This window comes from Brevibacillus reuszeri (assembly GCF_001187725.1).
Classification (GTDB): Bacteria; Bacillota; Bacilli; order Brevibacillales; family Brevibacillaceae; genus Brevibacillus; species Brevibacillus reuszeri.
Genome location: NZ_LGIQ01000013.1, coordinates 40,799 through 63,765, shown reverse-complemented (window position 1 = coordinate 63,765; position 22,967 = coordinate 40,799). Strand labels below are relative to the sequence as shown.

The 22,967-nt window shown below is 47.6% G+C and carries 39 protein-coding genes; 2 read left to right on the top strand and 37 right to left on the bottom strand.

Annotation, left to right across the window (positions count from 1 at the left end; all coding sequences use genetic code 11):
- Positions 1-177 precede the first annotated feature (177 nt).
- Together ADS79_RS30540 and ADS79_RS30535 are read right to left on the bottom strand one after the other, a co-directional pair.
- Positions 178-411, bottom strand: coding sequence for a hypothetical protein (locus tag ADS79_RS30540; RefSeq protein ID WP_049742260.1), 234 nt, complete (start codon positions 409-411; stop codon positions 178-180).
- Positions 412-527: 116 nt separating this feature from the next.
- Positions 528-1,181 carry a stage II sporulation protein M gene (locus ADS79_RS30535; protein WP_049742259.1) on the bottom strand — a complete coding sequence of 218 codons (654 nt, stop codon included), beginning with the start codon at positions 1,179-1,181 and terminating at the stop codon, positions 528-530.
- 125 nt (positions 1,182-1,306) lie between these two features.
- Here ADS79_RS30535 and pdaB point away from each other — a divergent pair, with 125 nt between their 5' ends.
- Complete coding sequence (gene pdaB / locus ADS79_RS30530; protein ID WP_049742258.1) at positions 1,307-2,080, top strand: polysaccharide deacetylase family sporulation protein PdaB; 774 nt, start codon at positions 1,307-1,309, stop codon at positions 2,078-2,080.
- A gap of 38 nt (positions 2,081-2,118) precedes the next feature.
- On the opposite strand, the gene ADS79_RS30525 is transcribed toward pdaB, so the two are convergent.
- A complete protein-coding gene (locus ADS79_RS30525; protein ID WP_049742257.1) occupies positions 2,119-2,706 on the bottom strand; it encodes a KinB-signaling pathway activation protein in 588 nt (195 codons plus the stop codon).
- A gap of 125 nt (positions 2,707-2,831) precedes the next feature.
- On the opposite strand from ADS79_RS30525, the gene gerD reads away from it, so the two are divergent.
- On the top strand, positions 2,832-3,479 hold the full coding sequence (gene gerD / locus ADS79_RS30520; RefSeq protein WP_049742256.1) for a spore germination lipoprotein GerD: 648 nt from the start codon (positions 2,832-2,834) through the stop codon (positions 3,477-3,479).
- A gap of 63 nt (positions 3,480-3,542) precedes the next feature.
- Here the strand turns inward: gerD and ADS79_RS30515 are convergent, their stop codons facing one another.
- The 34 genes from ADS79_RS30515 to rplB all read right to left on the bottom strand — a co-directional run bounded on the left by ADS79_RS30515 (position 3,543) and on the right by rplB (position 22,937).
- Positions 3,543-4,652: a P-loop NTPase gene (locus ADS79_RS30515; protein ID WP_049742255.1), complete on the bottom strand. Its 1,110-nt coding sequence runs from the start codon at positions 4,650-4,652 to the stop codon at positions 3,543-3,545.
- A gap of 110 nt (positions 4,653-4,762) precedes the next feature.
- Positions 4,763-5,479, bottom strand: a complete 717-nt coding sequence (gene cwlD, locus ADS79_RS30510; RefSeq protein WP_269083458.1) for an N-acetylmuramoyl-L-alanine amidase CwlD — start codon at positions 5,477-5,479, stop codon at positions 4,763-4,765.
- 122 nt (positions 5,480-5,601) lie between these two features.
- Positions 5,602-5,994 carry a 30S ribosomal protein S9 gene (rpsI, locus tag ADS79_RS30505; protein ID WP_005828788.1) on the bottom strand — a complete coding sequence of 131 codons (393 nt, stop codon included), beginning with the start codon at positions 5,992-5,994 and terminating at the stop codon, positions 5,602-5,604.
- 20 nt (positions 5,995-6,014) lie between these two features.
- Positions 6,015-6,452 carry a 50S ribosomal protein L13 gene (rplM, locus tag ADS79_RS30500; protein WP_049742253.1) on the bottom strand — a complete coding sequence of 146 codons (438 nt, stop codon included), beginning with the start codon at positions 6,450-6,452 and terminating at the stop codon, positions 6,015-6,017.
- 255 nt (positions 6,453-6,707) lie between these two features.
- Positions 6,708-7,442 carry a tRNA pseudouridine(38-40) synthase TruA gene (truA, locus tag ADS79_RS30495; RefSeq protein ID WP_049742252.1) on the bottom strand — a complete coding sequence of 245 codons (735 nt, stop codon included), beginning with the start codon at positions 7,440-7,442 and terminating at the stop codon, positions 6,708-6,710.
- A complete protein-coding gene (locus ADS79_RS30490) occupies positions 7,439-8,236 on the bottom strand; it encodes an energy-coupling factor transporter transmembrane component T family protein (protein ID WP_049742251.1) in 798 nt (265 codons plus the stop codon). Before ADS79_RS30490 ends, truA begins: the two co-directional genes overlap by 4 nt.
- Positions 8,237-8,238: 2 nt before the next feature.
- Positions 8,239-9,111 (bottom strand): energy-coupling factor transporter ATPase, encoded by an 873-nt coding sequence (locus tag ADS79_RS30485; RefSeq protein WP_049742262.1) that lies wholly within the window; start codon positions 9,109-9,111, stop codon positions 8,239-8,241.
- Complete coding sequence (locus tag ADS79_RS30480; protein ID WP_049742250.1) at positions 9,087-9,938, bottom strand: energy-coupling factor transporter ATPase; 852 nt, start codon at positions 9,936-9,938, stop codon at positions 9,087-9,089. The genes ADS79_RS30485 and ADS79_RS30480 overlap by 25 nt, the downstream gene beginning before the upstream one ends.
- A 185-nt stretch (positions 9,939-10,123) precedes the next feature.
- A complete protein-coding gene (rplQ, locus tag ADS79_RS30475) occupies positions 10,124-10,483 on the bottom strand; it encodes a 50S ribosomal protein L17 (RefSeq protein WP_049742249.1) in 360 nt (119 codons plus the stop codon).
- A 55-nt stretch (positions 10,484-10,538) separates the two neighbouring features.
- A complete protein-coding gene (locus ADS79_RS30470) occupies positions 10,539-11,483 on the bottom strand; it encodes a DNA-directed RNA polymerase subunit alpha (protein ID WP_049742248.1) in 945 nt (314 codons plus the stop codon).
- Positions 11,484-11,639: 156 nt separating this feature from the next.
- Positions 11,640-12,041, bottom strand: coding sequence for a 30S ribosomal protein S11 (gene rpsK, locus ADS79_RS30465; RefSeq protein ID WP_005828803.1), 402 nt, complete (start codon positions 12,039-12,041; stop codon positions 11,640-11,642).
- 16 nt (positions 12,042-12,057) lie between these two features.
- The gene (gene rpsM / locus ADS79_RS30460; RefSeq protein ID WP_049742247.1) at positions 12,058-12,426 is read right to left on the bottom strand and encodes a 30S ribosomal protein S13; all 369 of its coding nucleotides are present in this window, start codon (positions 12,424-12,426) and stop codon (positions 12,058-12,060) included.
- A 21-nt stretch (positions 12,427-12,447) separates the two neighbouring features.
- A complete protein-coding gene (rpmJ, locus tag ADS79_RS30455) occupies positions 12,448-12,561 on the bottom strand; it encodes a 50S ribosomal protein L36 (RefSeq protein ID WP_003333770.1) in 114 nt (37 codons plus the stop codon).
- Between the two features lie 34 nt (positions 12,562-12,595).
- Positions 12,596-12,814 carry a translation initiation factor IF-1 gene (gene infA / locus ADS79_RS30450; RefSeq protein ID WP_023558720.1) on the bottom strand — a complete coding sequence of 73 codons (219 nt, stop codon included), beginning with the start codon at positions 12,812-12,814 and terminating at the stop codon, positions 12,596-12,598.
- Positions 12,815-12,932: 118 nt separating this feature from the next.
- Entirely contained in the window at positions 12,933-13,679 is a 747-nt protein-coding gene (gene map / locus ADS79_RS30445) for a type I methionyl aminopeptidase (RefSeq protein WP_049742246.1), read from the bottom strand.
- Positions 13,680-13,685: 6 nt separating this feature from the next.
- Positions 13,686-14,330 carry an adenylate kinase gene (locus ADS79_RS30440; protein ID WP_049742245.1) on the bottom strand — a complete coding sequence of 215 codons (645 nt, stop codon included), beginning with the start codon at positions 14,328-14,330 and terminating at the stop codon, positions 13,686-13,688.
- Between the two features lie 60 nt (positions 14,331-14,390).
- Positions 14,391-15,686 carry a preprotein translocase subunit SecY gene (gene secY / locus ADS79_RS30435; RefSeq protein ID WP_049742244.1) on the bottom strand — a complete coding sequence of 432 codons (1,296 nt, stop codon included), beginning with the start codon at positions 15,684-15,686 and terminating at the stop codon, positions 14,391-14,393.
- Positions 15,686-16,126, bottom strand: coding sequence for a 50S ribosomal protein L15 (gene rplO / locus ADS79_RS30430; protein ID WP_049742243.1), 441 nt, complete (start codon positions 16,124-16,126; stop codon positions 15,686-15,688). Before rplO ends, secY begins: the two co-directional genes overlap by 1 nt.
- A gap of 33 nt (positions 16,127-16,159) precedes the next feature.
- Positions 16,160-16,345, bottom strand: a complete 186-nt coding sequence (rpmD, locus tag ADS79_RS30425) for a 50S ribosomal protein L30 (protein WP_049742242.1) — start codon at positions 16,343-16,345, stop codon at positions 16,160-16,162.
- 16 nt (positions 16,346-16,361) lie between these two features.
- A complete protein-coding gene (rpsE, locus tag ADS79_RS30420; RefSeq protein ID WP_049742241.1) occupies positions 16,362-16,859 on the bottom strand; it encodes a 30S ribosomal protein S5 in 498 nt (165 codons plus the stop codon).
- An 18-nt stretch (positions 16,860-16,877) separates the two neighbouring features.
- A complete protein-coding gene (gene rplR / locus ADS79_RS30415) occupies positions 16,878-17,240 on the bottom strand; it encodes a 50S ribosomal protein L18 (RefSeq protein WP_007716266.1) in 363 nt (120 codons plus the stop codon).
- A gap of 32 nt (positions 17,241-17,272) precedes the next feature.
- Positions 17,273-17,809: a 50S ribosomal protein L6 gene (gene rplF, locus ADS79_RS30410; protein ID WP_049742240.1), complete on the bottom strand. Its 537-nt coding sequence runs from the start codon at positions 17,807-17,809 to the stop codon at positions 17,273-17,275.
- 35 nt (positions 17,810-17,844) lie between these two features.
- The gene (gene rpsH, locus ADS79_RS30405) at positions 17,845-18,243 is read right to left on the bottom strand and encodes a 30S ribosomal protein S8 (RefSeq protein ID WP_049742239.1); all 399 of its coding nucleotides are present in this window, start codon (positions 18,241-18,243) and stop codon (positions 17,845-17,847) included.
- A 27-nt stretch (positions 18,244-18,270) separates the two neighbouring features.
- Positions 18,271-18,456: a type Z 30S ribosomal protein S14 gene (locus ADS79_RS30400; RefSeq protein ID WP_005828830.1), complete on the bottom strand. Its 186-nt coding sequence runs from the start codon at positions 18,454-18,456 to the stop codon at positions 18,271-18,273.
- A 24-nt stretch (positions 18,457-18,480) separates the two neighbouring features.
- A complete protein-coding gene (gene rplE / locus ADS79_RS30395; protein ID WP_049742238.1) occupies positions 18,481-19,023 on the bottom strand; it encodes a 50S ribosomal protein L5 in 543 nt (180 codons plus the stop codon).
- A gap of 26 nt (positions 19,024-19,049) precedes the next feature.
- Positions 19,050-19,364: a 50S ribosomal protein L24 gene (rplX, locus tag ADS79_RS30390; protein WP_049742237.1), complete on the bottom strand. Its 315-nt coding sequence runs from the start codon at positions 19,362-19,364 to the stop codon at positions 19,050-19,052.
- A gap of 49 nt (positions 19,365-19,413) precedes the next feature.
- The gene (gene rplN / locus ADS79_RS30385) at positions 19,414-19,782 is read right to left on the bottom strand and encodes a 50S ribosomal protein L14 (RefSeq protein WP_049742236.1); all 369 of its coding nucleotides are present in this window, start codon (positions 19,780-19,782) and stop codon (positions 19,414-19,416) included.
- A gap of 42 nt (positions 19,783-19,824) precedes the next feature.
- Positions 19,825-20,091: a 30S ribosomal protein S17 gene (gene rpsQ / locus ADS79_RS30380; protein ID WP_049742235.1), complete on the bottom strand. Its 267-nt coding sequence runs from the start codon at positions 20,089-20,091 to the stop codon at positions 19,825-19,827.
- Between the two features lie 22 nt (positions 20,092-20,113).
- Positions 20,114-20,311 carry a 50S ribosomal protein L29 gene (rpmC, locus tag ADS79_RS30375; protein WP_049742234.1) on the bottom strand — a complete coding sequence of 66 codons (198 nt, stop codon included), beginning with the start codon at positions 20,309-20,311 and terminating at the stop codon, positions 20,114-20,116.
- Positions 20,301-20,735, bottom strand: coding sequence for a 50S ribosomal protein L16 (gene rplP / locus ADS79_RS30370; RefSeq protein ID WP_049742233.1), 435 nt, complete (start codon positions 20,733-20,735; stop codon positions 20,301-20,303). Before rplP ends, rpmC begins: the two co-directional genes overlap by 11 nt.
- Positions 20,736-20,737: 2 nt before the next feature.
- Entirely contained in the window at positions 20,738-21,400 is a 663-nt protein-coding gene (rpsC, locus tag ADS79_RS30365) for a 30S ribosomal protein S3 (RefSeq protein ID WP_049742232.1), read from the bottom strand.
- Positions 21,401-21,413: 13 nt separating this feature from the next.
- Positions 21,414-21,746 carry a 50S ribosomal protein L22 gene (gene rplV / locus ADS79_RS30360; protein ID WP_023558735.1) on the bottom strand — a complete coding sequence of 111 codons (333 nt, stop codon included), beginning with the start codon at positions 21,744-21,746 and terminating at the stop codon, positions 21,414-21,416.
- 29 nt (positions 21,747-21,775) lie between these two features.
- A complete protein-coding gene (gene rpsS / locus ADS79_RS30355; RefSeq protein ID WP_007716246.1) occupies positions 21,776-22,057 on the bottom strand; it encodes a 30S ribosomal protein S19 in 282 nt (93 codons plus the stop codon).
- 49 nt (positions 22,058-22,106) lie between these two features.
- On the bottom strand, positions 22,107-22,937 hold the full coding sequence (gene rplB, locus ADS79_RS30350; protein ID WP_049742231.1) for a 50S ribosomal protein L2: 831 nt from the start codon (positions 22,935-22,937) through the stop codon (positions 22,107-22,109).
- Positions 22,938-22,967 lie beyond the last annotated feature (30 nt).

Below are 22,967 nucleotides of genomic sequence, written 5' to 3'. Positions count from 1 at the left end.
GCTGGCAAATCATTTAATGATAGACTCATTAACGCTTTCGCTGTTCAGTTTTCAAGGAGCATTCTTAGTATTCATTGTCCGTTTTGCACTCATCGTTTTTCGTGATGTTGTCTTAAGGACAAGAACTAATCTATCACGTTCCCTATATTTGAGTCAATATGTTTTTTAAAAAAGTTTTCAAGTGAAATGTTCCTCGCCCAGCTTTCTACGTCTCACATACTTTGAAAGCTCGTTCGGCGAGGCGATTCGCGCGTACATCCGAAACATAATTGAGTACCGTTCCTCCATGGCCCGCTTCACCAAATAATCAATTCGCTTATCACTAAAATCAAGAAGCATTTCTTCCAATTCACGCTTCAGCAGATACTCTAATTCTTGTACTTCTTTTGTGTTAAATAAAAACCCCAGCAACGTTATCGCCCTCCGCCTTACGAGTCTACCCACTATCTTTTCCATCAAAATTCAACCCTATTCAAAATTAAAAGCCCTCCGTTTAGGAAGGCTTCAATTTGTTGGCAAACTCTGAATTATTTTAGCAAGTTTAGCTGCTGGAGCTGTTCTCCTACTGTTGACTTGAGAATATACGGTGTGATCGAGCTTTCAACAATCGCTGCAACCACCAACAAGACGACGACAGCGAGAACCGCAAATGGAAATTGCTTCAGCGTGTCATACCAGTCATTTTTCAACCGATCCAGTTTGTGCGGTGCAAATAATACGCCGACTGACCGAAAGCTTAGCGCTCCTAATCGAATCCCGATTCCCGCTGCAAACAAAACAGCTGGCAGTTCAAATATTCCATGTGGCAAAATACCTGCGCTAAAAATTAACCAGGGGCTAATTCCAACTGAGCTATATTTCGAGATGATAAATCCGAGCAGCACACCATTAGCCATCATTCCAATTATGGGAAAAAAAGCAAAGAATAATCCCAGGGCCATCATCATTAATGCACTGAGGACGTTATTTGAGAGAATCGTCCAAAAGGTAGCAAAAACACCGCCGCCATTTTCTTTGATTCGCTCCGCAATTTCCTTCATCTGATCCATCAGACTACTCACCATGGCTTCCACGGCTGGCGCCTGGAAATATCCGATCAAGCCGCCTCCCACAAAAATCAAGCAGGCAGCCAAGAAAAAGCGTCGATTGTCTAACCACAAACGCCGAAGTTGATTGTTCATGAGCCACGCTCCTTTACAGCCTGTAATTTATCTATATGCATTGTACCTCAACAATAACCAACTGACCAAAGAATATCCTTGTCTTACATGCATAAACTGTTATCGGACAAAGGAGGTGCTCTTTTATGAGATTCATTTATGTCGTAAGTGCAAAGCGCTTGAAACAAATTTTAATTATTTTGACCGCCGTTCTGTTGGCTGCCGGAATCGGTTATACAGAGCGAGACACGATTTCCGCATTTTCGGGCAGTACTACTAGTCCCCAAGCTCCACAGGCCATCTACAAGGTAGATACAAAAGAGAAAAAGATCGCTCTCACCTTCGATATTAGCTGGGGAGAGACACGCGCAATTCCTATCCTGGATATCTTGAAGGAGAAGAAAGTGAACAAGGCAACCTTCTTCCTTTCCTCTCCCTGGGGGCAGCGCCATCCAGACATCATCAAAAGAATCAAGGAAGACGGCTTGGAGATTGGCTCGCACGGGCACAAGCATGACAACTACAGCAAATACTCGGATGAAGAGATCCGCTCCCAAATCGGAAAAGCGGATACCATTCTGAAAGAAATGACCGGACAAAAGCCCGCTCTCATCCGCATGCCAAATGGTGACTTCGATAAGCGCGTTTTGCAAATCGCTAATCAGATGGGCTATTCTGTCATCCAATGGGACACAGACTCCAAGGATTGGATGAATCCGGGCTCAGAAACGATTATTAAGAATGTCCTGTCAAAAGCACATCCAGGCGATATTGTCCTCATGCACGCCAGTGATTCATGCAAGGAAACTCACTTAGCCCTTCCTGTCATCATCGACAAGCTGCGCGAGCAAGGCTACGAATTCGTTACTGTCTCCGAGCTGATTGCGGGAACAAGCGTGCAGAGCAAGGAAATCAATTAATGCAGACAAGATAGAAAAAAGCTGACCCCCTAATCTGGTCAGCTTTCTCTTTTTACCAAGCGATGTAGTTGCATGACTTGCCATACGTTACAGAACAATAAAGGCACGAGCATCGATAATGTAGCGTGCACATCATTTTCTTTTAAAGCCGGAATCCACTCCAGAGCGGTAACTACATACATAAAAAACAGAGTGGGTACCCAAGCAGTTCGATTCGTTAAGCTTGTTTTCCCATAAGCGGTTACTACAGCAACAATTAATAAAATAATCGGCTCAATGAAATAAGGACCTATTGATCCGCCTTCACCCAGTGATGTGTAGCGGAGGTAAATCATATCAAAAAAAACAAAGATAATAAGGAATACCTGGACACTTCTCCACATAGACGGAGTTTTAAAAATTGTCTTGGCAAAATAATTTATCGTCATATACGCGAAAAAACCCATCTGGGCTACAATACTGATGGTCATGCCATACAGCAAATACATCAGAGTGCCTACAAAAAAGTTTCCGATGCTGCCTTCCAGCAGTTTGGACAAATCAAAAATCAAGGCCACCAAGACACCGCCCAACCCTCCAAGCAGCAGGGTGGTGATAAAAAGCCAGCCATACTTACGCAAACTCACCAAACATTCCCTCCCATCCACATCGAATATGATTGTACCAATGCATGCAAGAAAATACTAGCGTAAGAACAAAACAAACTGCGCACTTTACTTATAGGCAGAGTAAAGGAGGAGGTGTCCACCCCATGAGAATGAAGGCAATGACTATTGGGTTTCTCGCATTTGTCTGTCTGGTTATGACCAGTTGCTCAAGCGGGGGACAAGCGCAAAGTTCGTCTCAGCCTGATTATAAAAGCGTCAAAGACATGGTGCTGGACATTTTGCAGACGGACGAAGCAAAAAAATCGGTCGAAAAAATGATGAAGGACGATAAGTTCAAGCAAAATCTGATGCTGGACGAGTCCACCGTTCGGACAACTTTAGTGCAAAGCATGACCAATCCGAATAGCCCTCACATTAAAGAGGCGTTTAAAGACCCGAAGTTCGCCAGCACCTTGGCCAAGTCCTTAAAAACCGAGCAAAAAACGTTGATGAAGGACTTGATGAAGGATCCCGAGTACCAAAAGGATCTCATGAGCATCATGAAGGACCCTGAGTTTGAAAAAAACCTGATGGATCTGATGAAAAGCGCAGCATACCGTCAGCAGACTATGCAAATTATGAAGGACTCATTAAAGAGCCCCTTGTTTCAGGAAGAACTGATGAAGCTGCTCACAAAAGTATCCGAGGATATGACCAAGCCGAAGGAACTGAAATCGAAGAAAAAAGGCGGCGGTGGTGGAGAAAAAGGTAGCAGCGGTGGCGGAAACAGTGGCGGTGGCGGTTCTCAATGAATGTAAAAAGGTGAGCTCTGTAAGAGAGCCCACCTTTTTCATGTACGGTAAGGTCTAAGCATTTTATCGTGTAGTTACCTCTGAACATTTCTCCACTACACGTTTGGCCATATCTATATACAATTGGCCGATTGCCGTTTTTTCTCCATAAATCGATGGAGAATAATCCGGCTCCGATGGATGATTATCAGGTTGTCCAAGCGGAATTTGAGCCAGAAGCTCACACGCCAAGGTTTCAGCCAGCTTAGCTCCACCACCGCGTCCAAAGACATATTCCTTGGAACCATCCTTGGCCTCATACCAAGCCATATTTTCCACAATTCCTAAAATCTCATGTCCTGTGCGCTTCGCCATTGCCCCTGCACGAGCTGCTACAAAAGCTGCTGTAGCATGTGGTGTGGTTACGACGATCTCCATGCTTTGCGGAATCATCGTATGCACATCAAGCGCCATGTCACCTGTTCCAGGCGGCAGGTCGAGGAGCAAATAATCCAGTTCTTCTCCCCAGTGTACTTCGGAGAAAAAGTTACGCAGCATTTTGCCCAGCATAGGGCCACGCCAAATAATTGGAGAATTGTCTTCCACAAAGAAGCCCATGGACATCACTTTTACATTTTGCTTTTCAACGGGCAGAATCGTTTCCCCAATAACGGTTGGACGTTGGTCAATGTTCATCATATCCGGTACGCTGAAGCCGTAAATATCTGCGTCGATGATGCCAACCTTTTTACCCAGTCTAGCCAAGGCTACTGCCAGGTTGACGGTAACCGTCGATTTACCCACGCCGCCTTTTCCAGAGGTGACAGCGATGAATGTTGTGTTCGAATCCTTCGCCAAAATCGGGTTGAGCAATGGAGCTTGTCCGGGAGTCATGTTGTGCGTCTGGGCTTGCCCACCACGCAGCTGTGCACTCAGGGCAGCACGCTCCTCATCCGTCATCGCTCCGAACTGCAGATTCACCTTTTCGGCTCCCAGCGCCCGAATTGCTGCGACCACATCATCCTCGATCTTCGCCTTCAGAGGACAGCCTGTAATCGTTAAAACGACTGTGAGACTAACTGTATCGCCTTCGATGCGAATATCGCGAATCATATTGAGTTCAACCAGACTGCGATTGATTTCAGGGTCTTTGACATCACGCAGTGCTTCTAAAATCTGTTCTTTGGTCAACATCTTTTGTTCACCTCATCTATCTTCTTTTCGTTCATTGCGTATCGATGCTGCTAATGTTTGCGGGTTCATTATAGCATATTCGAACGGCTGGGACACGGGCCACCACCCGCTCAAGGTGTAACCGCTGCCTTCTCACCAGAATACTGCCGTAATATCCCTTGGTAAATCGCATTCGCCATCGCCTTTTGATATTCCACTGTCTGCAGCTTCTTGGCCTCATCCGTATTGCTCACGAATCCTACCTCTACTAATACCGCAGGGCAGGTTACCTCCCGTATCAGGAACACATTTTCTGTCTTTTTGGGGATCCGATCCGTATTCCCGAGAACTCGCTTGATTTCGTCCTGAATCAGAAACGATACATCCTCGCTTTTCTTAAACGTGGGCGAATAAAACGTTTGCGCTCCAGACCACTTGGGAGAAGGAATGGAATTGACATGAATGCTGATCAAAAAGTCTGGAGCACTTTCGTTCACAAGCTTTACTCTGTTGCGGATATCCTCTGACTTTCGTTTCTTCGCCTTATCGGCCTCCGGTGAAGCCAAATCCTTGTCCTCTTCTCGTGTCATCACGACAAAAGCGCCAGACTGCTGTAAGAAATCACGTAGGTACATACTAATCGCAAGGGTTACCTCTTTTTCCACTACATTCCCCGTACTCGAAACGGCTCCGCCATCCTTTCCTCCATGCCCAGGATCAATAGCAATAACGGTTCCCGTCAAAGGCAATGACCAAGCCATCCAGGAGGAACGATCCGGTGCTTCATAGGTGAACAACAAAATAAGTAAAGCAAAAGCTAGTATCCAGCCTACTCCTTTTCTTGTCACGGTGTATCGTCCCCTTTGTCCCATTCTCGTTCCATCATATGGACAAACATGGACAAATATACCCGCAAAAAAGGAAACCCCCTGCCTGCGAACAGACAAGGGGTTGTATCCTGAGAAAGCAATTAGCGCTTGGAGAACTGAGGAGCGCGACGAGCTGCTTTCAAGCCGTATTTTTTACGTTCTTTCATACGAGGATCGCGAGTCAGGAAGCCAGCGCGTTTCAGAGCGCCACGCAATTCCGGATCTGCTTTCAGCAGAGCGCGAGCCACGCCATGACGGATAGCACCAGCTTGACCAGTGGTTCCGCCACCGTTAACGTTAACCAGAACATCGTAACGACCAAGAGTTTCAGTCAGAACGAGTGGTTGTTTTACGATCAATTTCAGTGTTTCCAAACCAAAGTAAGTATCCATTTCACGCTTGTTGATCACAATGCGACCTTCACCTGGAACCAGGCGAACGCGTGCTACGGAGTGCTTACGACGACCTGTACCGTAGTATTGTACTTGTGCCACGTATATTTCCTCCCTTTACCTTAACCGCGAATTTGCCAAACTTCTGGTTTTTGTGCTGCGTGCGGATGCTCAGTTCCAGCGTATACTTTCAGCTTGGTGAACATTTGACGTCCCAGGCTGTTTTTTGGCAGCATGCCTTTTACAGCCAGTTCGAACATACGATCTGGTCTCTTGTTCAGCATGTCGCCAGCAGTGGTCTTTTTCAAACCACCTGGATACAGGGAGTGAGTGTAGTAGATTTTGTCTTGCAGTTTTTTACCAGTCAATTTCACTTTGTCAGCGTTGATTACGATTACGAAATCGCCAGCGTCAACGTGAGGAGTGAATTCTGGTTTCAGTTTGCCGCGCAGAATAGAAGCTACTTCGCTCGCCAGACGGCCAAGCGTTTGACCTTCTGCGTCAACGATGTACCATTTACGCTCAACTTCGAGCGGTTTCGCCATATATGTGGTACGCATTTTTGTCCCTCCTAAATATCTTACCTCAAACATGTTCATCTACTTATAACCAAAAACATCGAAACTTGCAAATGGAAGATTGTTGCTGTTACGGGTGAGCAACTCTCCCAGGTGTTCCATGTAGTCACGATCTTGTTATTCAATCCCGGGGCTAGAGTGGGGCTAGGCGGGGTTAAAATACCAAGGAATATCGTACTACATAGGGAACGCATAGTCAAGTGTCTTCGTCAAGGCTAATAGTTGGAAATCGAAGAACTAATAGACGACCTCCCACATGGTCAGTCCTTTTGCTGGAGCCGTTTTTCCTGCTTTCTCACGATCACAGGCAGCAAGAATAGCCGCCAACTCATCTGCTGTACGCTTCCCTTGGCCGACTTCTACCAATGTTCCCACAATGATGCGTACCATGTTGTACAGGAACCCGTTTCCCCTGCAGATTACCCATACTTCCTCCCCGCGGCGTTCAACGGTTAAGCCATACACTGTACGGACCTTGTCGCAGACAAAGGTTTTTGCAGAACAAAAGGATGTGAAATCATGCTCCCCTACTAAATGACGGGCAGCTTGCTGCATGGCTTCCACGTCGAGCGGGAAGCGGATATGATCCGCGTAGCGATGGCGAAAAACATCTGCTACAGGACTGTTGTCGATGCAGTAGCGGTATTCTTTAATCTGCACGTCAAAACGGGCGTGAAACGACTCTGGAACCTCTTCCACTGATCGGATCACAATCGCATCAGGCAGCTGATTATTCAGCACGAAGCGCCACTTATCCATCGGAATATGGCTATTCGTATCAAAATGGATCACCTGACCACGTGCATGAACACCGGCATCTGTCCGCCCTGAGCCATGTATCTGTATCTCTTCTCCGGTAATCCGAAAAAGAGCCGCCTCAATTTCCCCCTGGATCGTCGTCTGATCTGGCTGAACCTGAAAACCGCTATAATCGGTACCGTCATATCCTACGACACATCGCAGACGTCTCATACTCGCCACCACCCTATTGCCAGCACCAAGACGACTCCTGTAACAGCCACAGCAGCATCACGCCAAGAAAAGCTGAGCTTATTGAGCCTGGTCCTTCCAACGCCCCCACGATAGCCGCGTGCCTCCATCGCCAAAGCCAATTCCTCCGCACGTCGAAACGCGCTAATAAACAGAGGAATCGCAATAGGAATTAAGCTCTTCGCTCGACGCACGAGACTTCCACTGGTAAAATTGGCTCCCCTTGCTGTCTGTGCCTTGATGATCTTGTCCGTTTCCTCCATCAGGGTTGGGATGAAACGAAGCGCGATAGACATCATCAACGCAATATCATGGACCGGTACGCCAAAGCGACCAAACGGCCCGAGCAAGCGCTCCAGTCCTTCAGTCAGATCAATTGGAGAGGTGGTCAGCGTCAAAAGTGAACTCATAAGGACAAGCAAACTCAAGCGCAGCGAGATAAAAATCGCCTGACGAACACCGTTTTCTTCTATCGAAAACCATCCCAGCTGATAATAAACGGCGCCACCCTTGGTGATGAAGATGTGCAGCACAACAGTAAACACGATGAGAATCCAGACCGGCTTCAGGCTTTTTAGAATATAGGAAAGCGAGAGACGCGAGAGCACTGCCGTAAGCAAAGTAAAACCAACGAGAATGGCGTAGGAGACCGCATTATTCGCCAAAAAGACCAAGGTAGCAAAAAGAATGATAAAGAGCAGTTTGCTTCGCGGGTCAGAACGGTGAAGAAACGATTTTCCTGGCACATATTGACCGATTGCGATATTCTGCAGCATATCTAGACCTCCCTCTGAACGGACAGACGTTCCAACAGATGGGCGATCAGATCTTCTTCCCGATACAGGGAGGTTTGCAGATGATTCTCGCTCGGTAACAATTGATTCAGGCGAGAAACAAAGGAGACTGTCTCTGGTACATCCAAAGACAATTCACGCAATCTCTCTGCCTGCATAAATACCTCGCCTGGCTTCCCCTGCAAGACTACCTGCCCTCCTGCCATGACAAGCAAATAGTCGGCATAGCGCGCCGCCTCCTCCATGCTGTGCGTCACCAACAAAGTCGTCAAGCTTTGCTCCACATGGATGCGATGAATTCCTTCTAAAATAGCCTTACGTCCAGCAGGATCAAGACCTGCTGTCGGCTCGTCCAAGACCAGCACCTTGGGCTGCATAGCTAACACGCCTGCAATAGCCACACGGCGCATCTGACCGCCACTCAAATGAAATGGCGAGCGGTCTTTGATCGATTCGTAGTCCAAACCTACAACCTCTAGTGACTCACGTACACGAGATTCCACCATCTCAACTGGCAAATCAAAATTGAGAGGACCATAAGAGACGTCCTTGGCTACCGTTTCTTCAAACAGCTGATGTTCAGGATATTGAAAGACAAGGCCAATATCCCGTCTCTGTGCATGTGGTAGTCGCCGTGAAGGTGTAATGACCACATCCCCCAACACGATCTGACCGGATGAAGGAGTGAGCAAACCATTCAGGTGCTGAATAAGTGTAGATTTGCCGGAGCCGGTTTGGCCAATAATGCCTACAAACGAACCAGATGGGATCGTCAGGGATATATCTTGCAAGGCTACCCGTTCAAACGGCGTACCTTTGCCATAGATATGGCTTACTTGGTCAAAAGTAATTTGCATACGTGCTCCACCAGCTCCTCTTGGTGCAGTACAAACGGTAGATCGATTCCTTTGGCAGCAAGCTCATGACGTAACCGAACAACGAATGGTACATCGAGGCCTGCTTCCTTGAGTCGCTCTACCTGGCTGAATACCTCACTCGGTTGGCCCTCCATCATGACTTCGCCAGCGCGCATGACGATGACGCGGTCCGAATAAATAGCCTCTTCGGGAAAGTGAGTAATGTTGACGATCGTGATCCCTTCCTCACGATTAAGCTTACGTGCCAAAAGCAGCACTTCCTGTCTACCCTTCGGATCTAGCATCGCGGTTGCTTCATCAAAAATAATAACAGAAGGCCGCATAGCCAAAATCCCCGCGATAGCCACCCGCTGCTTTTGCCCACCAGACAACCGATGAGGCTCGGCCATCAAATACTTTTCCATGCCTACAGAAAATAGCGTCTCGTCAATCCGAGCTCGCATTTCCTTGGGATCGACCCCCATGTTTTCCAGCCCAAAGGCCACATCGTCCTCCACAGTTGCCCCAACAATCTGATTGTCAGGATTCTGAAAGACCATGCCTACATGCTGTCTGATTTCCCATAGCACTTCACCGTTCTGGGTATCCATACCGCTGACAAGTACCTTGCCTCCCGCAGGAAGCAATAAGGCATTCATCAGCTTGGCCATCGTCGACTTACCCGACCCATTATGCCCAAGAATCGAGACAAACGAGCCTTTATCAATCGTCACATCGACGCTATTCAGTACGGGTACTCGTTTGCCTTCCTCATCATCGTAAGCAAAAGAGACATTCTGTAACGCTAGCAGGCTCTCCTCATTCATGAGGCTATCACATCCTCCCCATTACCTACGAAGGAACGAACGAGAAATAACTGATAGAAAGGAAAAAAGGGTTGAATCAGAGTCCAGCCTATGACCAGATCTGCCCCCACCCTTTTCGCGGTAGTATACCTGGTTAGGGAGAGTATCCCGTAACCAAGGCATAGCGACCAATATCTTGTGATGACTTATACGAATTCGATGTACGCCATTGGAGCAGCGTCGCCACGACGAGGGCCGGTTTTCAGGATACGAGTGTATCCACCGTTGCGCTCTTTGAAACGAGGCGCGATTTCATCGAACAGTTTTTGAACAGCATCGCGGCCTTCTGCATTCGCAACTTCTTTGCGAACGAAAGCAGCAACTTGACGGCGAGCATGCAGATCGCCACGTTTCGCGAGCGTGATCATTTTTTCAGCGATTGGGCGAAGTTCTTTCGCTTTCATCTCTGTAGTTTCGATGCGCTCGTTAATGATCAGGTCAGTTACCAAGTCACGGAACAGCGCTTTACGAGCTGAGCTGCGACGACCCAATTTACGGTATGCCATGTTCTTTACCTCCCTCTTACTCGAGAGAACAAAAACGTGCTATCGGTTTGCTTCTCTAGTCGTCGCTGCGCAGGGACAAGCCCAGTTCAGCCAACTTTTCTTGTACTTCTTCCAGAGATTTGCGTCCCAGGTTGCGCACTTTCATCATGTCCTCTTCGGTCTTCTGCGTCAGCTCTTGCACAGTATTGATACCGGCACGCTTCAAGCAGTTGTAGGAACGGACAGAAAGATCGAGCTCTTCGATAGTCATCTCCAAGACTTTCTCTTTCTTGTCTTCTTCCTTTTCCACCATGATTTCTGCATCCTTCGCCTCATCAGTCAAACCGACAAACAGGTTCAGGTGCTCTGTCATGATTTTAGCGCCGAGACTTACGGCTTCTTCCGGACTGATACTACCGTTAGCCCAAACCTCAAGAGTCAACTTATCATAGTTGGTCATTTGCCCTACGCGGGTATTTTCCACTTGGTAGTTAACGCGCTTGATCGGCGTGTAGATCGAATCAATCGGAATCACGCCAATTGGCAGATCCTCCGATTTGTTTCCGTCTGATTGAACATAACCACGACCACGTCCAGCTGTCATGCGGATATGCAGACGACCGCCATTGGCCAACGTTGCAATATGAAGATCAGGGTTTAAGACCTCCACATCACTGTCAGCACGGATATCTCCCGCTTTGACAACGCCTTCGCCTTCTGCATCGATCTCGATTACTTTTTCTTCATCGGAATGGATCTTCAGCGCCAAGCCTTTGATGTTCAGGATGATCTCGGTCACATCTTCAACGACGCCTTCAACCGTAGAGAACTCGTGAAGAACCCCATCGATTTGAACGGTACGAACTGCCGCGCCTGGCAAGGACGAAAGAAGAATTCGTCTCAGCGAGTTGCCAAGGGTAGTTCCATATCCGCGCTCTAGAGGTTCTACAACAAACTTTCCATACGAGTTGTCGTCGCTAACTTCCACAACCTCGATTTTTGGTTTTTCTATTTCTATCATTAAACAAACCCTCCTTCAAAACGTCGAAATCCTTGGGTGGGCCGCATACGTGCCCACTCAGGAATTTCCCCGGCGGTTTACCGTTTGCGTGCATGACAAGCTATAAATCAGAATTTACCATTCTAGTATGGACATGTTCTGAACGATATAAACCAGTTACACGCGGCGACGTTTTGGTGGACGGCAACCGTTGTGCGGAATTGGCGTCACGTCTTTAATCATGTTCACTTCAAGACCAGTAGCTTGCAGGGAACGGATCGCTGCTTCGCGACCAGCACCTGGGCCTTTAACTGATACTTCAAGAGAACGCATGCCATGTTCCATTGCAACACGTGCAGCCGCTTCAGCAGCCATTTGCGCAGCAAATGGAGTGCTTTTACGGGAGCCCTTGAAGCCGAGGGAACCAGCACTGGACCAAGAGATCGCGTTACCGTGTGGATCTGTGATAGTTACGATCGTGTTGTTGAAAGTAGAGCGAATATGTGCTACGCCGACTTCAACATTTTTGCGATCACGACGACGGGTACGAGTTGCTGTAGCCTGTTTTCTTTTCGCCATGTCAGATTACCCTCCTTTACTTCTTCTTGTTTGCTACTGTACGGCGTGGACCTTTGCGCGTACGAGCATTCGTTTTAGAACGTTGACCGCGAACAGGGAGTCCACGACGATGACGGATGCCACGGAAGCAACCGATTTCCATCAAACGTTTGATGTTCAAAGAAATCTCACGACGGAGATCGCCTTCCACCTTAACCGTTTTGTCGATGTACTCACGCAGTTTTCCAACTTCGTCTTCTGTCAGATCACGAACACGAGTGTTCGCATCTACGCCAGTGGCAGACAGAATTTTTTGAGACGTGGGGCGGCCAATACCAAAGATGTAGGTAAGAGCGACTTCGACGCGTTTTTCGCGTGGCAAGTCAACGCCTGCAATACGTGCCATGTGTAAAAAGCACCTCCTTGTTTACCCTTGTTTTTGCTTATGCTTCGGATTTTCACAAATAACCATTACGTTACCTTTACGACGGATAACCTTGCATTTCTCGCAGATCGGCTTAACCGAAGGTCTCACTTTCATGGTTCTTGCCTCCCTTTTCTAGGGGTTTTACTAACTATTTATAGCGGTACGTAATACGACCGCGGGTCAAATCGTACGGCGACAGTTCAACAGTTACTTTATCCCCCGGCAGGATACGGATAAAGTGCATGCGGATTTTTCCAGAGACGTGAGCAAGGATCTTATGTCCATTCTCTAATTCTACCCGAAACATAGCATTCGGCAAAGGCTCGATTACCGTTCCTTCCACCTCAATTACATCATCTTTTGCCATGGTAAACTCTCCTTTCTTCTGCTCTTCAGTCGGACCATGAGTTTTGCGAAATGATCACACAACGAACTTATCGTCGACACGTTGGACGACAATCCCGAAATCCATCGGAACTACCGTTTTACATCCGTGTGAAAATCTCATAGCCATCTTCCGTAATCGCGATGGTGTGTTCAAAATGAGCACAAGTTTTCCGATCCAATGTTACTACCGTCCAATTGTCCTCCAATGTGCGGACATAACGTTCGCCGGCATTTACCATTGGCTCAACTGCCAACACCATGCCTGGTTTTAACCGTGGACCTCGATCAGGAGGGCCGTAGTTAGGAACCTGCGGATCTTCGTGCAAGTTTTGTCCAATCCCATGCCCCACATACTCGCGAACGAGTGTGAAACCGGCAGATTCTGCATGAATCTGAATTGCATGTGAGATATCAGACAGTCGTGCACCAGGCAAAGCCTTTTCAAGCCCCTTGAACAACGACTCTTCTGTTACTCGCAACAGCTTCTCATTTTCTGCGGAAATCTTGCCGACGGGGTACGTCCAAGCGGAGTCGCCGTGGTAACCCTGAAACTGGGCACCGATGTCTAGACTAATGATGTCTCCCTCTTGCAACGCCCTCTGTCCTGGGATCCCGTGTACGAGTTCTTCATTGACTGAAGCACAGATACTTCCTGGAAAGCCACCGTAGCCTTTGAATGATGGAATTGCTCCCATACTACGGATAAAGGTCTCGGCAATTTCGTCTAGCTGCTTCGTCGTGACACCAGGCTTTATCGCCTTAGCCAGTTCTTGATGGGTGAGTGCGACGATACGACCAGCTTCGCGCATAACCTCAAGTTCTGCTTTCGACTTTAGGATAATCATTCGCAATTACCCTCTTAGCAAAGACTTAATTTCCGCAAACACTACCTGGATATCTTGTTCCCCATTGATATCTCGCAGGAGTTCCTGAGCGGAGTAGTAATCAATGAGTGGTTGTGTTTGAGCAATGTTGACGTCAAGTCGTTGTGCTACCACTTCCGGCTTGTCATCCTCACGCTGATACAGCTTACCACCATCTTTGTCACAAACGCCAGCCTCTTTTGGAGGATTGAACATCGTGTGATAGCTAGCTCCACAAACAGGGCAAATCCAGCGACCGGTCAGACGTTCAATCAGTTGTTCACGACGAACGTTGATGTTAATCACATGGTTAATCTCGCGTCCCAGCTCTTTTACAGTAGCAGTCAACGCTTCCGCCTGGGGAACAGTGCGCGGGAAACCATCTAACAGGAATCCTTTGGCGCAATCTTCCATTGACAGGCGTTCCCGCACAATCCCGATGACAACCTCATCGGGAACCAGCAAGCCTTTATCCATATAGGACTTAGCTTCTAGTCCGAGCGGCGTTTCATTCTTGACCGCCGCTCTGAACATATCGCCAGTCGAAATGTGCGGAATGTTAAACTCTTCTACGATTCGTTCTGCCTGAGTCCCTTTACCGGCTCCAGGCAGTCCCATCAGAATTATATTCACGTTCATTCCCTCCGTCCCATAAAGAAAAGCTACAGAGGCTTTTCTGTAAAAACCCAGGTATTACTTGATGAACCCTTGGTAATGGCGTTTGATCATCTGGCTTTCGATTTGCTTCATCGTATCAAGGGCAACCCCGATTACGATCAACAGCGAAGTACCACCGATGTAAATCTGCTGTGGCAAATTAGCCAACTTGCTGAAGAAGAACGGCAAGATGGAGATAGCCATCAGGAACAAAGCACCAGCCAATGTTAAGCGGTTCAACGTACGAGTAATGTACACCTCAGTGTTTTTACCAGGTCGAATACCAGGAATGTAACCGCCATTTTTCCTCATGTTCTCCGCCATTTGTACAGGATTGATCTGGACAAAGGTGTAGAAGTAGGTAAAGCCGATAATCAACACTGCGTAAAGCAGCATGCCCAAACCTGCACTCGGCTGGAAGTTTTCATAAATCCAGTTGGCAACACCTGTTCTGGATTGGTCCACCCAGAACTGTGCAATTGTTGACGGGAAAATTACGAGCGAGATCGCAAAGATAACAGGAATAACACCAGCTGAGTTGATTTTCAGTGGAATGTGGGTAGATTGACCACCATACATTTTACGTCCAACCACTCTTTTAGCATATTGAACTGGAATTTTACGAATACCTTGCTGCATAAAGATAACCCCGACAATAATGGCGAGGATCACCAGCAGGATGATCACAACTTTAACGATGCTGAAGAAGATGTTCTGAGAAGGATCAGCAAATTGCGTGGTGTAGATCGTCGTAATTCCGTTTGGAATGTTAGCGACGATACCAGCAACGATCAGGATCGAAATCCCGTTACCGATACCTTTTTCAGTAATCTGTTCACCCATCCACATCATGAATGCAGTTCCGGCGGTCAGAGTCAACGCAATCAGTGCATAGCTGCCTATAGACGTATCCTTGAGCAACCCAGGCGCGATATTGTTGAAACCAATCGTCATCCCTACAGACTGAATCAAGCCAAGGATAATCGTGAAATAGCGAGTAACCGTAGCGATCTTGCGACGGCCAACTTCACCTTCACGCGCCCATTGCGTAAGCTTTGGAACGACATCCATCGACATCAGCTGCATGATAATTGAAGCGGTAATGTAAGGCATGATTCCCATGGCAAAAATCGAGTAGTTATGCAGTGCACCTCCAGAGAAGGTGTTCAACAATCCCAGCAAGTGGCTTGTGTTCTGCTGAAACAACTCGACATTTACGTTAGGAACTGGCACAAAGCTTCCGATCCTAAATACCACTAGCATCATGAGTGTAAAAAGGATCTTACGACGTAAATCGCCAATCCTAAAAATGTTAGTTAAGGACGCTAACATTAGATCACCTCGGTTGTTCCACCGACTTGAGCGATCTTCTCAGCAGCAGCTCCGGAGAACTTGTGAGCTTTTACAGTCAGCTTCACTGTCAGTTCACCGTTAGCCAGAACCTTAACACCGTCGCGCAGCGCGCTGATAACACCAGTCTCTTTCAACAGTTCAGGTGTTACTACAGTGCCCTCTTCGAAGCGGTTCAGCGCGTCTAAGCTCACAATCGCAAATTCTTTGCGGCTGATGTTAGTAAACCCGCGCTTAGGCAGACGACGGTACAATGGGTTTTGACCACCCTCGAATCCAGGACGTACACCGCCGCCGGAACGAGCTTTCTGACCTTTGTGACCTTTACCGGCAGTTTTGCCAGTTCCGCTACCGATACCGCGACCGAGGCGCTTACGAGTGTGACGGGATCCTTCTGCAGGTTGCAGTTCATGCAATTTCATACGTTGCACCTCCTAACTAATTGAGATGTTTGTTTATGCTTCTACTTCTTTCACTTCAACCAAGTGTTTCACTTTGAATACCATACCGCGGATCGCAGGGTTATCTTCTTTGACAACGGTAGAGTTCAATTTGCGAAGACCCAGAGCTTTTACAGTGTCTTGTTGATCGACAGTGCGTCCGATCAAGCTGCGTTTGAGGGTGATTTGCAATTTTGCCATGTTCATTCCCTCCTTATTAACCCAACAACTCGTCAACAGTCTTACCGCGCAATTTCGCGACATCTTCCGCTGTTTTCAGACGACCGAGGCCTTCCAGCGTAGCGTTGACCATGTTGATAGGATTGTTGGAACCAAGAGACTTACTCAAGATATCGCCTACACCAGCCAGTTCGAGAACGGCACGAACAGGTCCACCAGCGATAACACCTGTACCCGCAGAAGCAGGCTTCAGGAGAACTTTACCTGCACCGAATTGGCACAATACTTCGTGCGGAACAGTCGTTCCTCTCATCGGTACACGGATCAATTTTTTCTTAGCGTCGTCAATCGCTTTGCGAATGGCGTCTGGAACTTCTTGAGCTTTACCCATACCAGCACCTACATGGCCGTTACGGTCACCCACAACAACCAGGGCGCTGAAGCTCATGCGACGTCCACCTTTAACCGTCTTAGCTACGCGGTTAACTGCGACTACTTTTTCTTCGAGCTCTAATTTGCTAGGGTCGATACGCATTCCTTACCCTCCTTGTTGTTAGAATTGCAGACCAGCTTCACGAGCTGCTTCTGCCAGTGCTTTAATACGTCCATGATAGATGTAACCACCGCGGTCAAAAATCACTTCGGTCGCACCTTTTTCTTGTGCACGCTTAGCGATCAGTGTGCCAACAGCTGTAGCAGCTTCCACGTTTGCGCCATTATTCAGGCCCAGCTCTTTATCCAAAGAAGATGCGGAAACCAAAGTTGCTCCAGTTGCATCGTCAATCAATTGAGCGTAGATGTGCTTAGAAGAACGGAATACGTTCAGACGCGGGCGAATGGTAGAACCAATCACGCGTTTGCGAATACGCAGGTGACGTTTTTTCCGAGCTTTGTTTTTATCAGCTTTCGTAAACATTAAGCGGCCTCCTTTCTCATGAAGCTAGAAGCTTATTTACCTTTTTTACCTTCTTTACGACGAACCACTTCATTACTGTACTTGATCCCTTTACCTTTGTAAGGCTCAGGTTTACGAAGTGCACGGATTTCGGCAGCAATTTGGCCTACGCGCTCTTTGTTGATCCCTTTAACCACCAGAGTGGTTTGGTTTGGTACGTCGATTTCAATACCCTCTTCTGGAGTAACTTCCACTGGGTGGGAGAAACCAAGAGAGAGAGTAATTCCGTTGCCAGTTTTGGCAGCACGGTAACCTACACCGACCAGTTCCAGGGTACGAGTGAAGCCTTCAGATACGCCGTTTACCATGTTGGCAACAAGCGCACGAGTCGTACCATGCAAGGAACGGTGAAGTTTATTATCGCTTGGACGCTCTACTACTACTTCGTTTTCAGCGATGTTGATTTTGATATCTTCATGGAAGCTACGAACGAGTTGACCCTTAGGGCCCTTTACCGTCAGCTCTGTTCCGTTAAGAGTGAGGGTAACGCCTGCAGGTACCACGATCGGTTTTCTACCGACACGAGACATGTGGTGCACCTCCTGTGCTTTTTCTATCTGCTAGTTTACCAAATATATGCAAGTACTTCTCCACCAACAGTTGCTTGACGAGCTTGCTTGTCAGTCATTACACCAGTGGATGTAGAGATGATCGCGCAACCGAGACCACCCAATACCTTAGGTACTTCAGTGTTTTTAGCATATACACGAAGACCAGGCTTGGAGATACGTTTCAGACCTGTGATTACACGCTCGTTGTTCGCACCATATTTCAGGAATACACGGATGATACCTTGTTTGTTGTCTTCAACAAACTCCGCGTCGCGGATGAAGCCTTCTTCTTTCAGAATGCGCGCGATTTCCTTCTTGATGGTGGACGCCGGGATTTCCACTTTCTCGTGGCGAACCATGTTGGCGTTACGAATGCGAGTCAACATATCTGCGATTGGATCAGTCATAACCATGAGAGAAAACCTCCTTCCCGTTTCAAATTACCAGCTTGCTTTTTTCACGCCTGGAATTTGACCTTTATAAGCAAGTTCACGGAAGCAAATACGGCAGAGTTTAAATTTACGCAATACGGAGTGAGGACGTCCGCAACGCTCGCAACGAGTGTACGCGCGTACTGCAAACTTCGGCTGCCGCTGTTGCTTGATGATCATTGATTTCTTTGCCACATTCTTCCCTCCTTACGAGTGGGTTTATTTACGGAATGGCATACCCATTTGAGTCAAGAGCTCGCGAGCTTCCTCATCCGTTTTCGCGGAAGTAACAATAACGATGTCCATACCGCGTACTTTGTCAATTTTATCGTACTCGATCTCAGGGAAGATCAGTTGTTCCTTCAGACCAAGTGTGTAGTTACCGCGACCGTCAAATGCCTTGGAAGAGATTCCACGGAAGTCACGTACACGCGGAAGAGATACGTTCATCAACTTGTCGAGGAAGTGGTACATACGCTCGCCGCGCAGAGTAATCTTCGCACCGATCGGCATACCTTCACGCAATTTGAAACCAGCGATAGATTTCTTTGCGCGAGTTACTACAGGCTTTTGACCAGCGATCAACGCCAAGTCTTCAACTGCAGTATCCAAAGCTTTAGCATTAGCAACCGCTTCGCCAACACCCATGTTGATGATGATCTTTTCTACTTTCGGCACTTGCATGACGGAAGAGTAGTTAAACTTGCTCATCAAGCCAGGCACGATTTCGTTTGAATACTTTTCTTTCAATCTTGTTGCCATCTAGGACATCCTCCTTTCCAACCTGACTACTTATCGAGTACTTCGCCAGACTTTTTCGCATACCGAACTTTATTACCGTTATCCAAAACCTTGTAACCGATGCGAGTTGCTTTTCCGGACTTCGGATCGATCAAAGATACGTTAGATACGTGGATAGCTGCTTCTTGAGTCACAATGCCACCTTGCGGGTTAGCTTGAGACGGACGGCTATGTTTCTTCACGAGGTTGATACCTTCAACCAGAACGCGTTCTTTCTTCGGATAAGCAGCGAGAACGCGACCTTTTTTGCCTTTATCTTTGCCCGCATTTACGATAACAGTGTCGCCTTTTTTAACGTGCATCGCTTGGTGCACCTCCTATCGAACAAACTGCCTGAGTTTTGCCGTTCAATTAGATAACCTCTGGAGCCAGAGAGATGATCTTCATGAAATCCTTTTCACGGAGCTCACGAGCCACAGGTCCAAAGATACGCGTACCACGAGGGGACTTATCATCTTTGATTACTACAGCTGCATTTTCATCGAAACGGATGTAAGAGCCATCCTGACGACGTACGCCGCTTACTGTACGAACTACAACTGCTTTAACTACTTGGCCCTTCTTGACAACGCCACCGGGTGTAGCGGATTTAACGGAGCACACAATTACATCCCCGATGTTCGCCGTTTTGCGACCGGAACCACCCAGAACCTTGATGCACATGAGTTCCTTAGCACCGGAGTTGTCAGCAACAGCCAATCTCGTCTGAGTTTGGATCATTTACTGTTCCTCCTTTCGGATTCGTTTATCCGAAAATCTGACTTATACGATTACTGCCTCTTCGACGATACGTACCAAACGGAAACGTTTGTCTTTCGACAATGGACGAGTTTCCATAATTTCTACGATGTCGCCCACTTTTGCCGTGTTGTTCTCGTCGTGAGCCTTGAACTTTTTGGAGTACTTCACGCGTTTGCCGTACAAAGTGTGTGTCTTGTAAGTTTCAACAAGAACCGAAATGGTTTTATCCATCTTGTCGGAAACGACGCGACCTACAACGGTTCGACGCATATTGCGATCTGCGGTCATCGTTCAAACCTCCTTCCTTTAATTAACCGATTCCCAATTCTCTCTGGCGCAGGATGGTTTTCGCACGTGCGATATCCTTACGCACTTGTTTAATGCGAGATGTGGTTTCGAGCTGACCGGTAGCCAACTGGAAACGAAGGTTGAACAACTCTTCTTTCAAAGAAGCGACGTTTTGTTCGATCTCGGCAGTGGTCAAGTTAAGATACTCATTAGCCTTCATGTGCGTCACCACCCACTTCTTCACGCTTCACGAACTTGCACTTGATAGGCAGTTTGTGCATAGCCAGACGCATAGCTTCGCGAGCGACTTCTTCAGGTACGCCGGCAAGTTCAAACATGATCTTGCCTGGTTTCACTACCGCTACCCATTTCTCAGGAGAACCTTTACCGGAACCCATCCGTACTTCAAGCGGTTTTTGTGTTACTGGTTTGTCTGGGAAGATTTTAATCCAGACTTTACCACCACGTTTAATGTAACGAGTCATCGCAATACGAGCTGCCTCGATTTGACGGTTAGTTACCCAAGATGGTTCTACTGCTTGCAATCCGTATTCACCGAACGCAACAGTGGTACCGCCTTTTGCGTTACCGGCCATTTTCCCGCGGTGTTGTTTACGGTGTTTCACGCGTTTTGGCGTCAACATGATTACTTGCCTCCTTCCTCAGTAGCGACGTTCTTTCTCGCTGGAAGGACTTCTCCACGATAGATCCACACTTTTACACCGATGCGACCATAAGTGGTATGTGCTTCAGCAGTACCGTAGTCGATATCAGCACGGAGTGTATGCAGCGGAACAGTACCTTCGCTGTAGCCTTCAGAACGTGCGATGTCCGCGCCGCCAAGACGACCGCTTACCAAGGTTTTGATACCTTTAGCACCAGAGCGCAGCGAACGAGTGATCGATTGCTTTTGCGCACGGCGGAAAGAAATGCGGTTTTCCAATTGGCGTGCAATATTTTCAGCTACCAGAGTAGCATCCAGATCCGGACGTTTTACTTCGTTGATATTGATATGAACGCGTTTGCCAGTCAGTTCAGTCAAGGCTTTACGCAGAGTTTCAACCTCAGCTCCACCTTTACCAATTACCATACCAGGCTTAGCGGTGTGAATCGTTACGTTCACGCGATTAGCTGCGCGTTCGATTTCGATAGTGGATACAGCAGCATCTTTCAGACGCCCTTTTACATACTTGCGGATTTTCAAGTCTTCGTGCAACAGAGTTGCGAAGTCCTTGTCAGCGTACCATTTGGACTCCCAGTCACGAATGACACCGATCCGAAGACCTACCGGGCTTACCTTTTGACCCACACGTAATCCCTCCTTATTTCTCGTTTAGTACCACAGTGATGTGGCTCGTGCGTTTATGGATGCGGCTAGCGCGACCCATAGCGCGCGGACGGAAACGCTTCAACGTAGGACCTTGGTCTACGAAGATTTTGCTAACTACCAAGCTATTTGGATCCAGCTCATAGTTGTGCTCAGCGTTTGCAATAGCCGATTTCAGGAGCTTTTCAACAACTGGAGAAGCTGCTTTAGGCGTGTGTTTCAAGATCGCCAAAGCCTCACCTACTTGCTTGCCTCTGATCAAGTCTACCACCAGGCGGACTTTACGAGACGCGATGCGAATATTACGAGCAACTGCTTTTGCTTCCATCTTTGTACCTCCTCTCTGTCAAGAGAAAATTAGCGCTTCTTGGATTTCTTGTCGTTGTCGACGTGACCCTTGAAGGTACGAGTTGGTGCGAATTCACCCAATTTATGACCAACCATGTCTTCCGATACGTAAACTGGTACATGTTTGCGGCCATCGTAAACTGCAAACGTGTGTCCTACGAAATCAGGAAAAATGGTGGAACGGCGAGACCATGTTTTGATCACGCGTTTCTCGTTCTTTTCATTTTGCTCGTCAACTTTTTTCATCAAGTGGTCATCCACGAAAGGACCCTTTTTTAAGCTACGTCCCATTAGTGAACCTCCCTTCGCCAAAGGCGTTCGGTTATTGTATCAGCCTACCTTACTTTTTGCGGCGGCGGATGATGTACTGGTCGGACTTGTTCTTCTTCTTACGAGTCTTGAGACCCAATGTAGGTTTACCCCAAGGAGTAACTGGTGCCTTACGACCGATTGGAGCGCGACCTTCACCACCACCGTGTGGGTGATCATTAGGGTTCATTACGCTACCACGAACAGTCGGGCGAACACCCATCCAGCGGGAACGTCCTGCTTTACCAATGTTCAGCAGTTCGTGATCTTGGTTTCCTACTTGACCGATGGTAGCACGGCATACGTTATGAATGCGGCGTGTTTCACCAGAAGAAAGACGTACAATTACGAACTCGCCATCGCGACCAAGCAATTGAGCGGAAGTACCAGCTGCACGAACCAGTTGGCCACCTTTACCAGGTTTCAGCTCAATGTTGTGGATGGTTGTACCTACCGGGATTTTCTCCAGTGGCAGTGCGTTACCGATTTTGATGTCGGCATCTGCTCCGGATACAATCTGGTCGCCCACTTTCAGGTTTTGTGGAGCGATGATGTAACGCTTTTCACCGTCTGCATAGTTGATCAGCGCGATGTTAGCGGAACGGTTTGGATCGTATTCAATGGTTGCTACGCGACCAATGATACCATCTTTGTTACGTTTGAAGTCGATGATACGATATTTGCGTTTATGACCGCCACCTTGATGACGAACGGTGATTCTACCTTGGTTGTTGCGACCAGCATTTTTGCTGAGAGGCGCCAGCAAGGATTTTTCGGGAGTCGACGTGGTGATCTCCTCGAAAGTAGAAACCGTCATTTGGCGACGACCAGGAGAAGTCGGTTTAAACTTTTTGATACCCATGTTAATACCCTCCTTTTCGGTAGTCGTCGA

Coding starts and splice junctions, on each gene's coding strand:
- ADS79_RS30480 (WP_049742250.1), bottom strand. CDS start 9,938: ATGAATGAGGAGAGCCTGCTAGCGTTACAGAATGTCTCTTTTGCTTAC.
- pdaB (WP_049742258.1), top strand. CDS start 1,307: ATGAGATTCATTTATGTCGTAAGTGCAAAGCGCTTGAAACAAATTTTA.
- rplV (WP_023558735.1), bottom strand. CDS start 21,746: ATGGAAGCAAAAGCAGTTGCTCGTAATATTCGCATCGCGTCTCGTAAA.
- rplM (WP_049742253.1), bottom strand. CDS start 6,452: ATGCGTACCACATATATGGCGAAACCGCTCGAAGTTGAGCGTAAATGG.
- rpsH (WP_049742239.1), bottom strand. CDS start 18,243: ATGGTTATGACTGATCCAATCGCAGATATGTTGACTCGCATTCGTAAC.
- rplP (WP_049742233.1), bottom strand. CDS start 20,735: ATGTTGACGCCAAAACGCGTGAAACACCGTAAACAACACCGCGGGAAA.
- rplQ (WP_049742249.1), bottom strand. CDS start 10,483: ATGGCATACCGTAAATTGGGTCGTCGCAGCTCAGCTCGTAAAGCGCTG.
- truA (WP_049742252.1), bottom strand. CDS start 7,442: ATGAGACGTCTGCGATGTGTCGTAGGATATGACGGTACCGATTATAGC.
- rpsS (WP_007716246.1), bottom strand. CDS start 22,057: ATGGGACGTAGCTTAAAAAAGGGTCCTTTCGTGGATGACCACTTGATG.
- rpsK (WP_005828803.1), bottom strand. CDS start 12,041: ATGGCGAAAAGAAAACAGGCTACAGCAACTCGTACCCGTCGTCGTGAT.
- ADS79_RS30490 (WP_049742251.1), bottom strand. CDS start 8,236: ATGCTGCAGAATATCGCAATCGGTCAATATGTGCCAGGAAAATCGTTT.
- ADS79_RS30535 (WP_049742259.1), bottom strand. CDS start 1,181: ATGAACAATCAACTTCGGCGTTTGTGGTTAGACAATCGACGCTTTTTC.
- rplE (WP_049742238.1), bottom strand. CDS start 19,023: ATGGCAACAAGATTGAAAGAAAAGTATTCAAACGAAATCGTGCCTGGC.
- rpmJ (WP_003333770.1), bottom strand. CDS start 12,561: ATGAAAGTGAGACCTTCGGTTAAGCCGATCTGCGAGAAATGCAAGGTT.
- rpmD (WP_049742242.1), bottom strand. CDS start 16,345: ATGGCAAAATTGCAAATCACCCTCAAACGCAGCTTGATCGGACGCACT.
- rplR (WP_007716266.1), bottom strand. CDS start 17,240: ATGTTTACGAAAGCTGATAAAAACAAAGCTCGGAAAAAACGTCACCTG.
- rplN (WP_049742236.1), bottom strand. CDS start 19,782: ATGATCCAAACTCAGACGAGATTGGCTGTTGCTGACAACTCCGGTGCT.
- gerD (WP_049742256.1), top strand. CDS start 2,832: ATGAGAATGAAGGCAATGACTATTGGGTTTCTCGCATTTGTCTGTCTG.
- rplO (WP_049742243.1), bottom strand. CDS start 16,126: ATGAAATTGCATGAACTGCAACCTGCAGAAGGATCCCGTCACACTCGT.
- ADS79_RS30470 (WP_049742248.1), bottom strand. CDS start 11,483: ATGATAGAAATAGAAAAACCAAAAATCGAGGTTGTGGAAGTTAGCGAC.
- rpsM (WP_049742247.1), bottom strand. CDS start 12,426: ATGGCACGTATTGCAGGCGTTGACTTGCCACGCGAAAAACGCGTCGAA.
- rplB (WP_049742231.1), bottom strand. CDS start 22,937: ATGGGTATCAAAAAGTTTAAACCGACTTCTCCTGGTCGTCGCCAAATG.
- secY (WP_049742244.1), bottom strand. CDS start 15,686: ATGTTAGCGTCCTTAACTAACATTTTTAGGATTGGCGATTTACGTCGT.
- rplF (WP_049742240.1), bottom strand. CDS start 17,809: ATGTCTCGTGTCGGTAGAAAACCGATCGTGGTACCTGCAGGCGTTACC.
- rpmC (WP_049742234.1), bottom strand. CDS start 20,311: ATGAAGGCTAATGAGTATCTTAACTTGACCACTGCCGAGATCGAACAA.
- infA (WP_023558720.1), bottom strand. CDS start 12,814: ATGGCAAAAGATGATGTAATTGAGGTGGAAGGAACGGTAATCGAGCCT.
- map (WP_049742246.1), bottom strand. CDS start 13,679: ATGATTATCCTAAAGTCGAAAGCAGAACTTGAGGTTATGCGCGAAGCT.
- rplX (WP_049742237.1), bottom strand. CDS start 19,364: ATGCACGTTAAAAAAGGCGACACTGTTATCGTAAATGCGGGCAAAGAT.
- ADS79_RS30485 (WP_049742262.1), bottom strand. CDS start 9,111: ATGCAAATTACTTTTGACCAAGTAAGCCATATCTATGGCAAAGGTACG.
- ADS79_RS30515 (WP_049742255.1), bottom strand. CDS start 4,652: ATGTTGACCAAAGAACAGATTTTAGAAGCACTGCGTGATGTCAAAGAC.
- rpsQ (WP_049742235.1), bottom strand. CDS start 20,091: ATGACCGCAGATCGCAATATGCGTCGAACCGTTGTAGGTCGCGTCGTT.
- rpsE (WP_049742241.1), bottom strand. CDS start 16,859: ATGCGTATCGACCCTAGCAAATTAGAGCTCGAAGAAAAAGTAGTCGCA.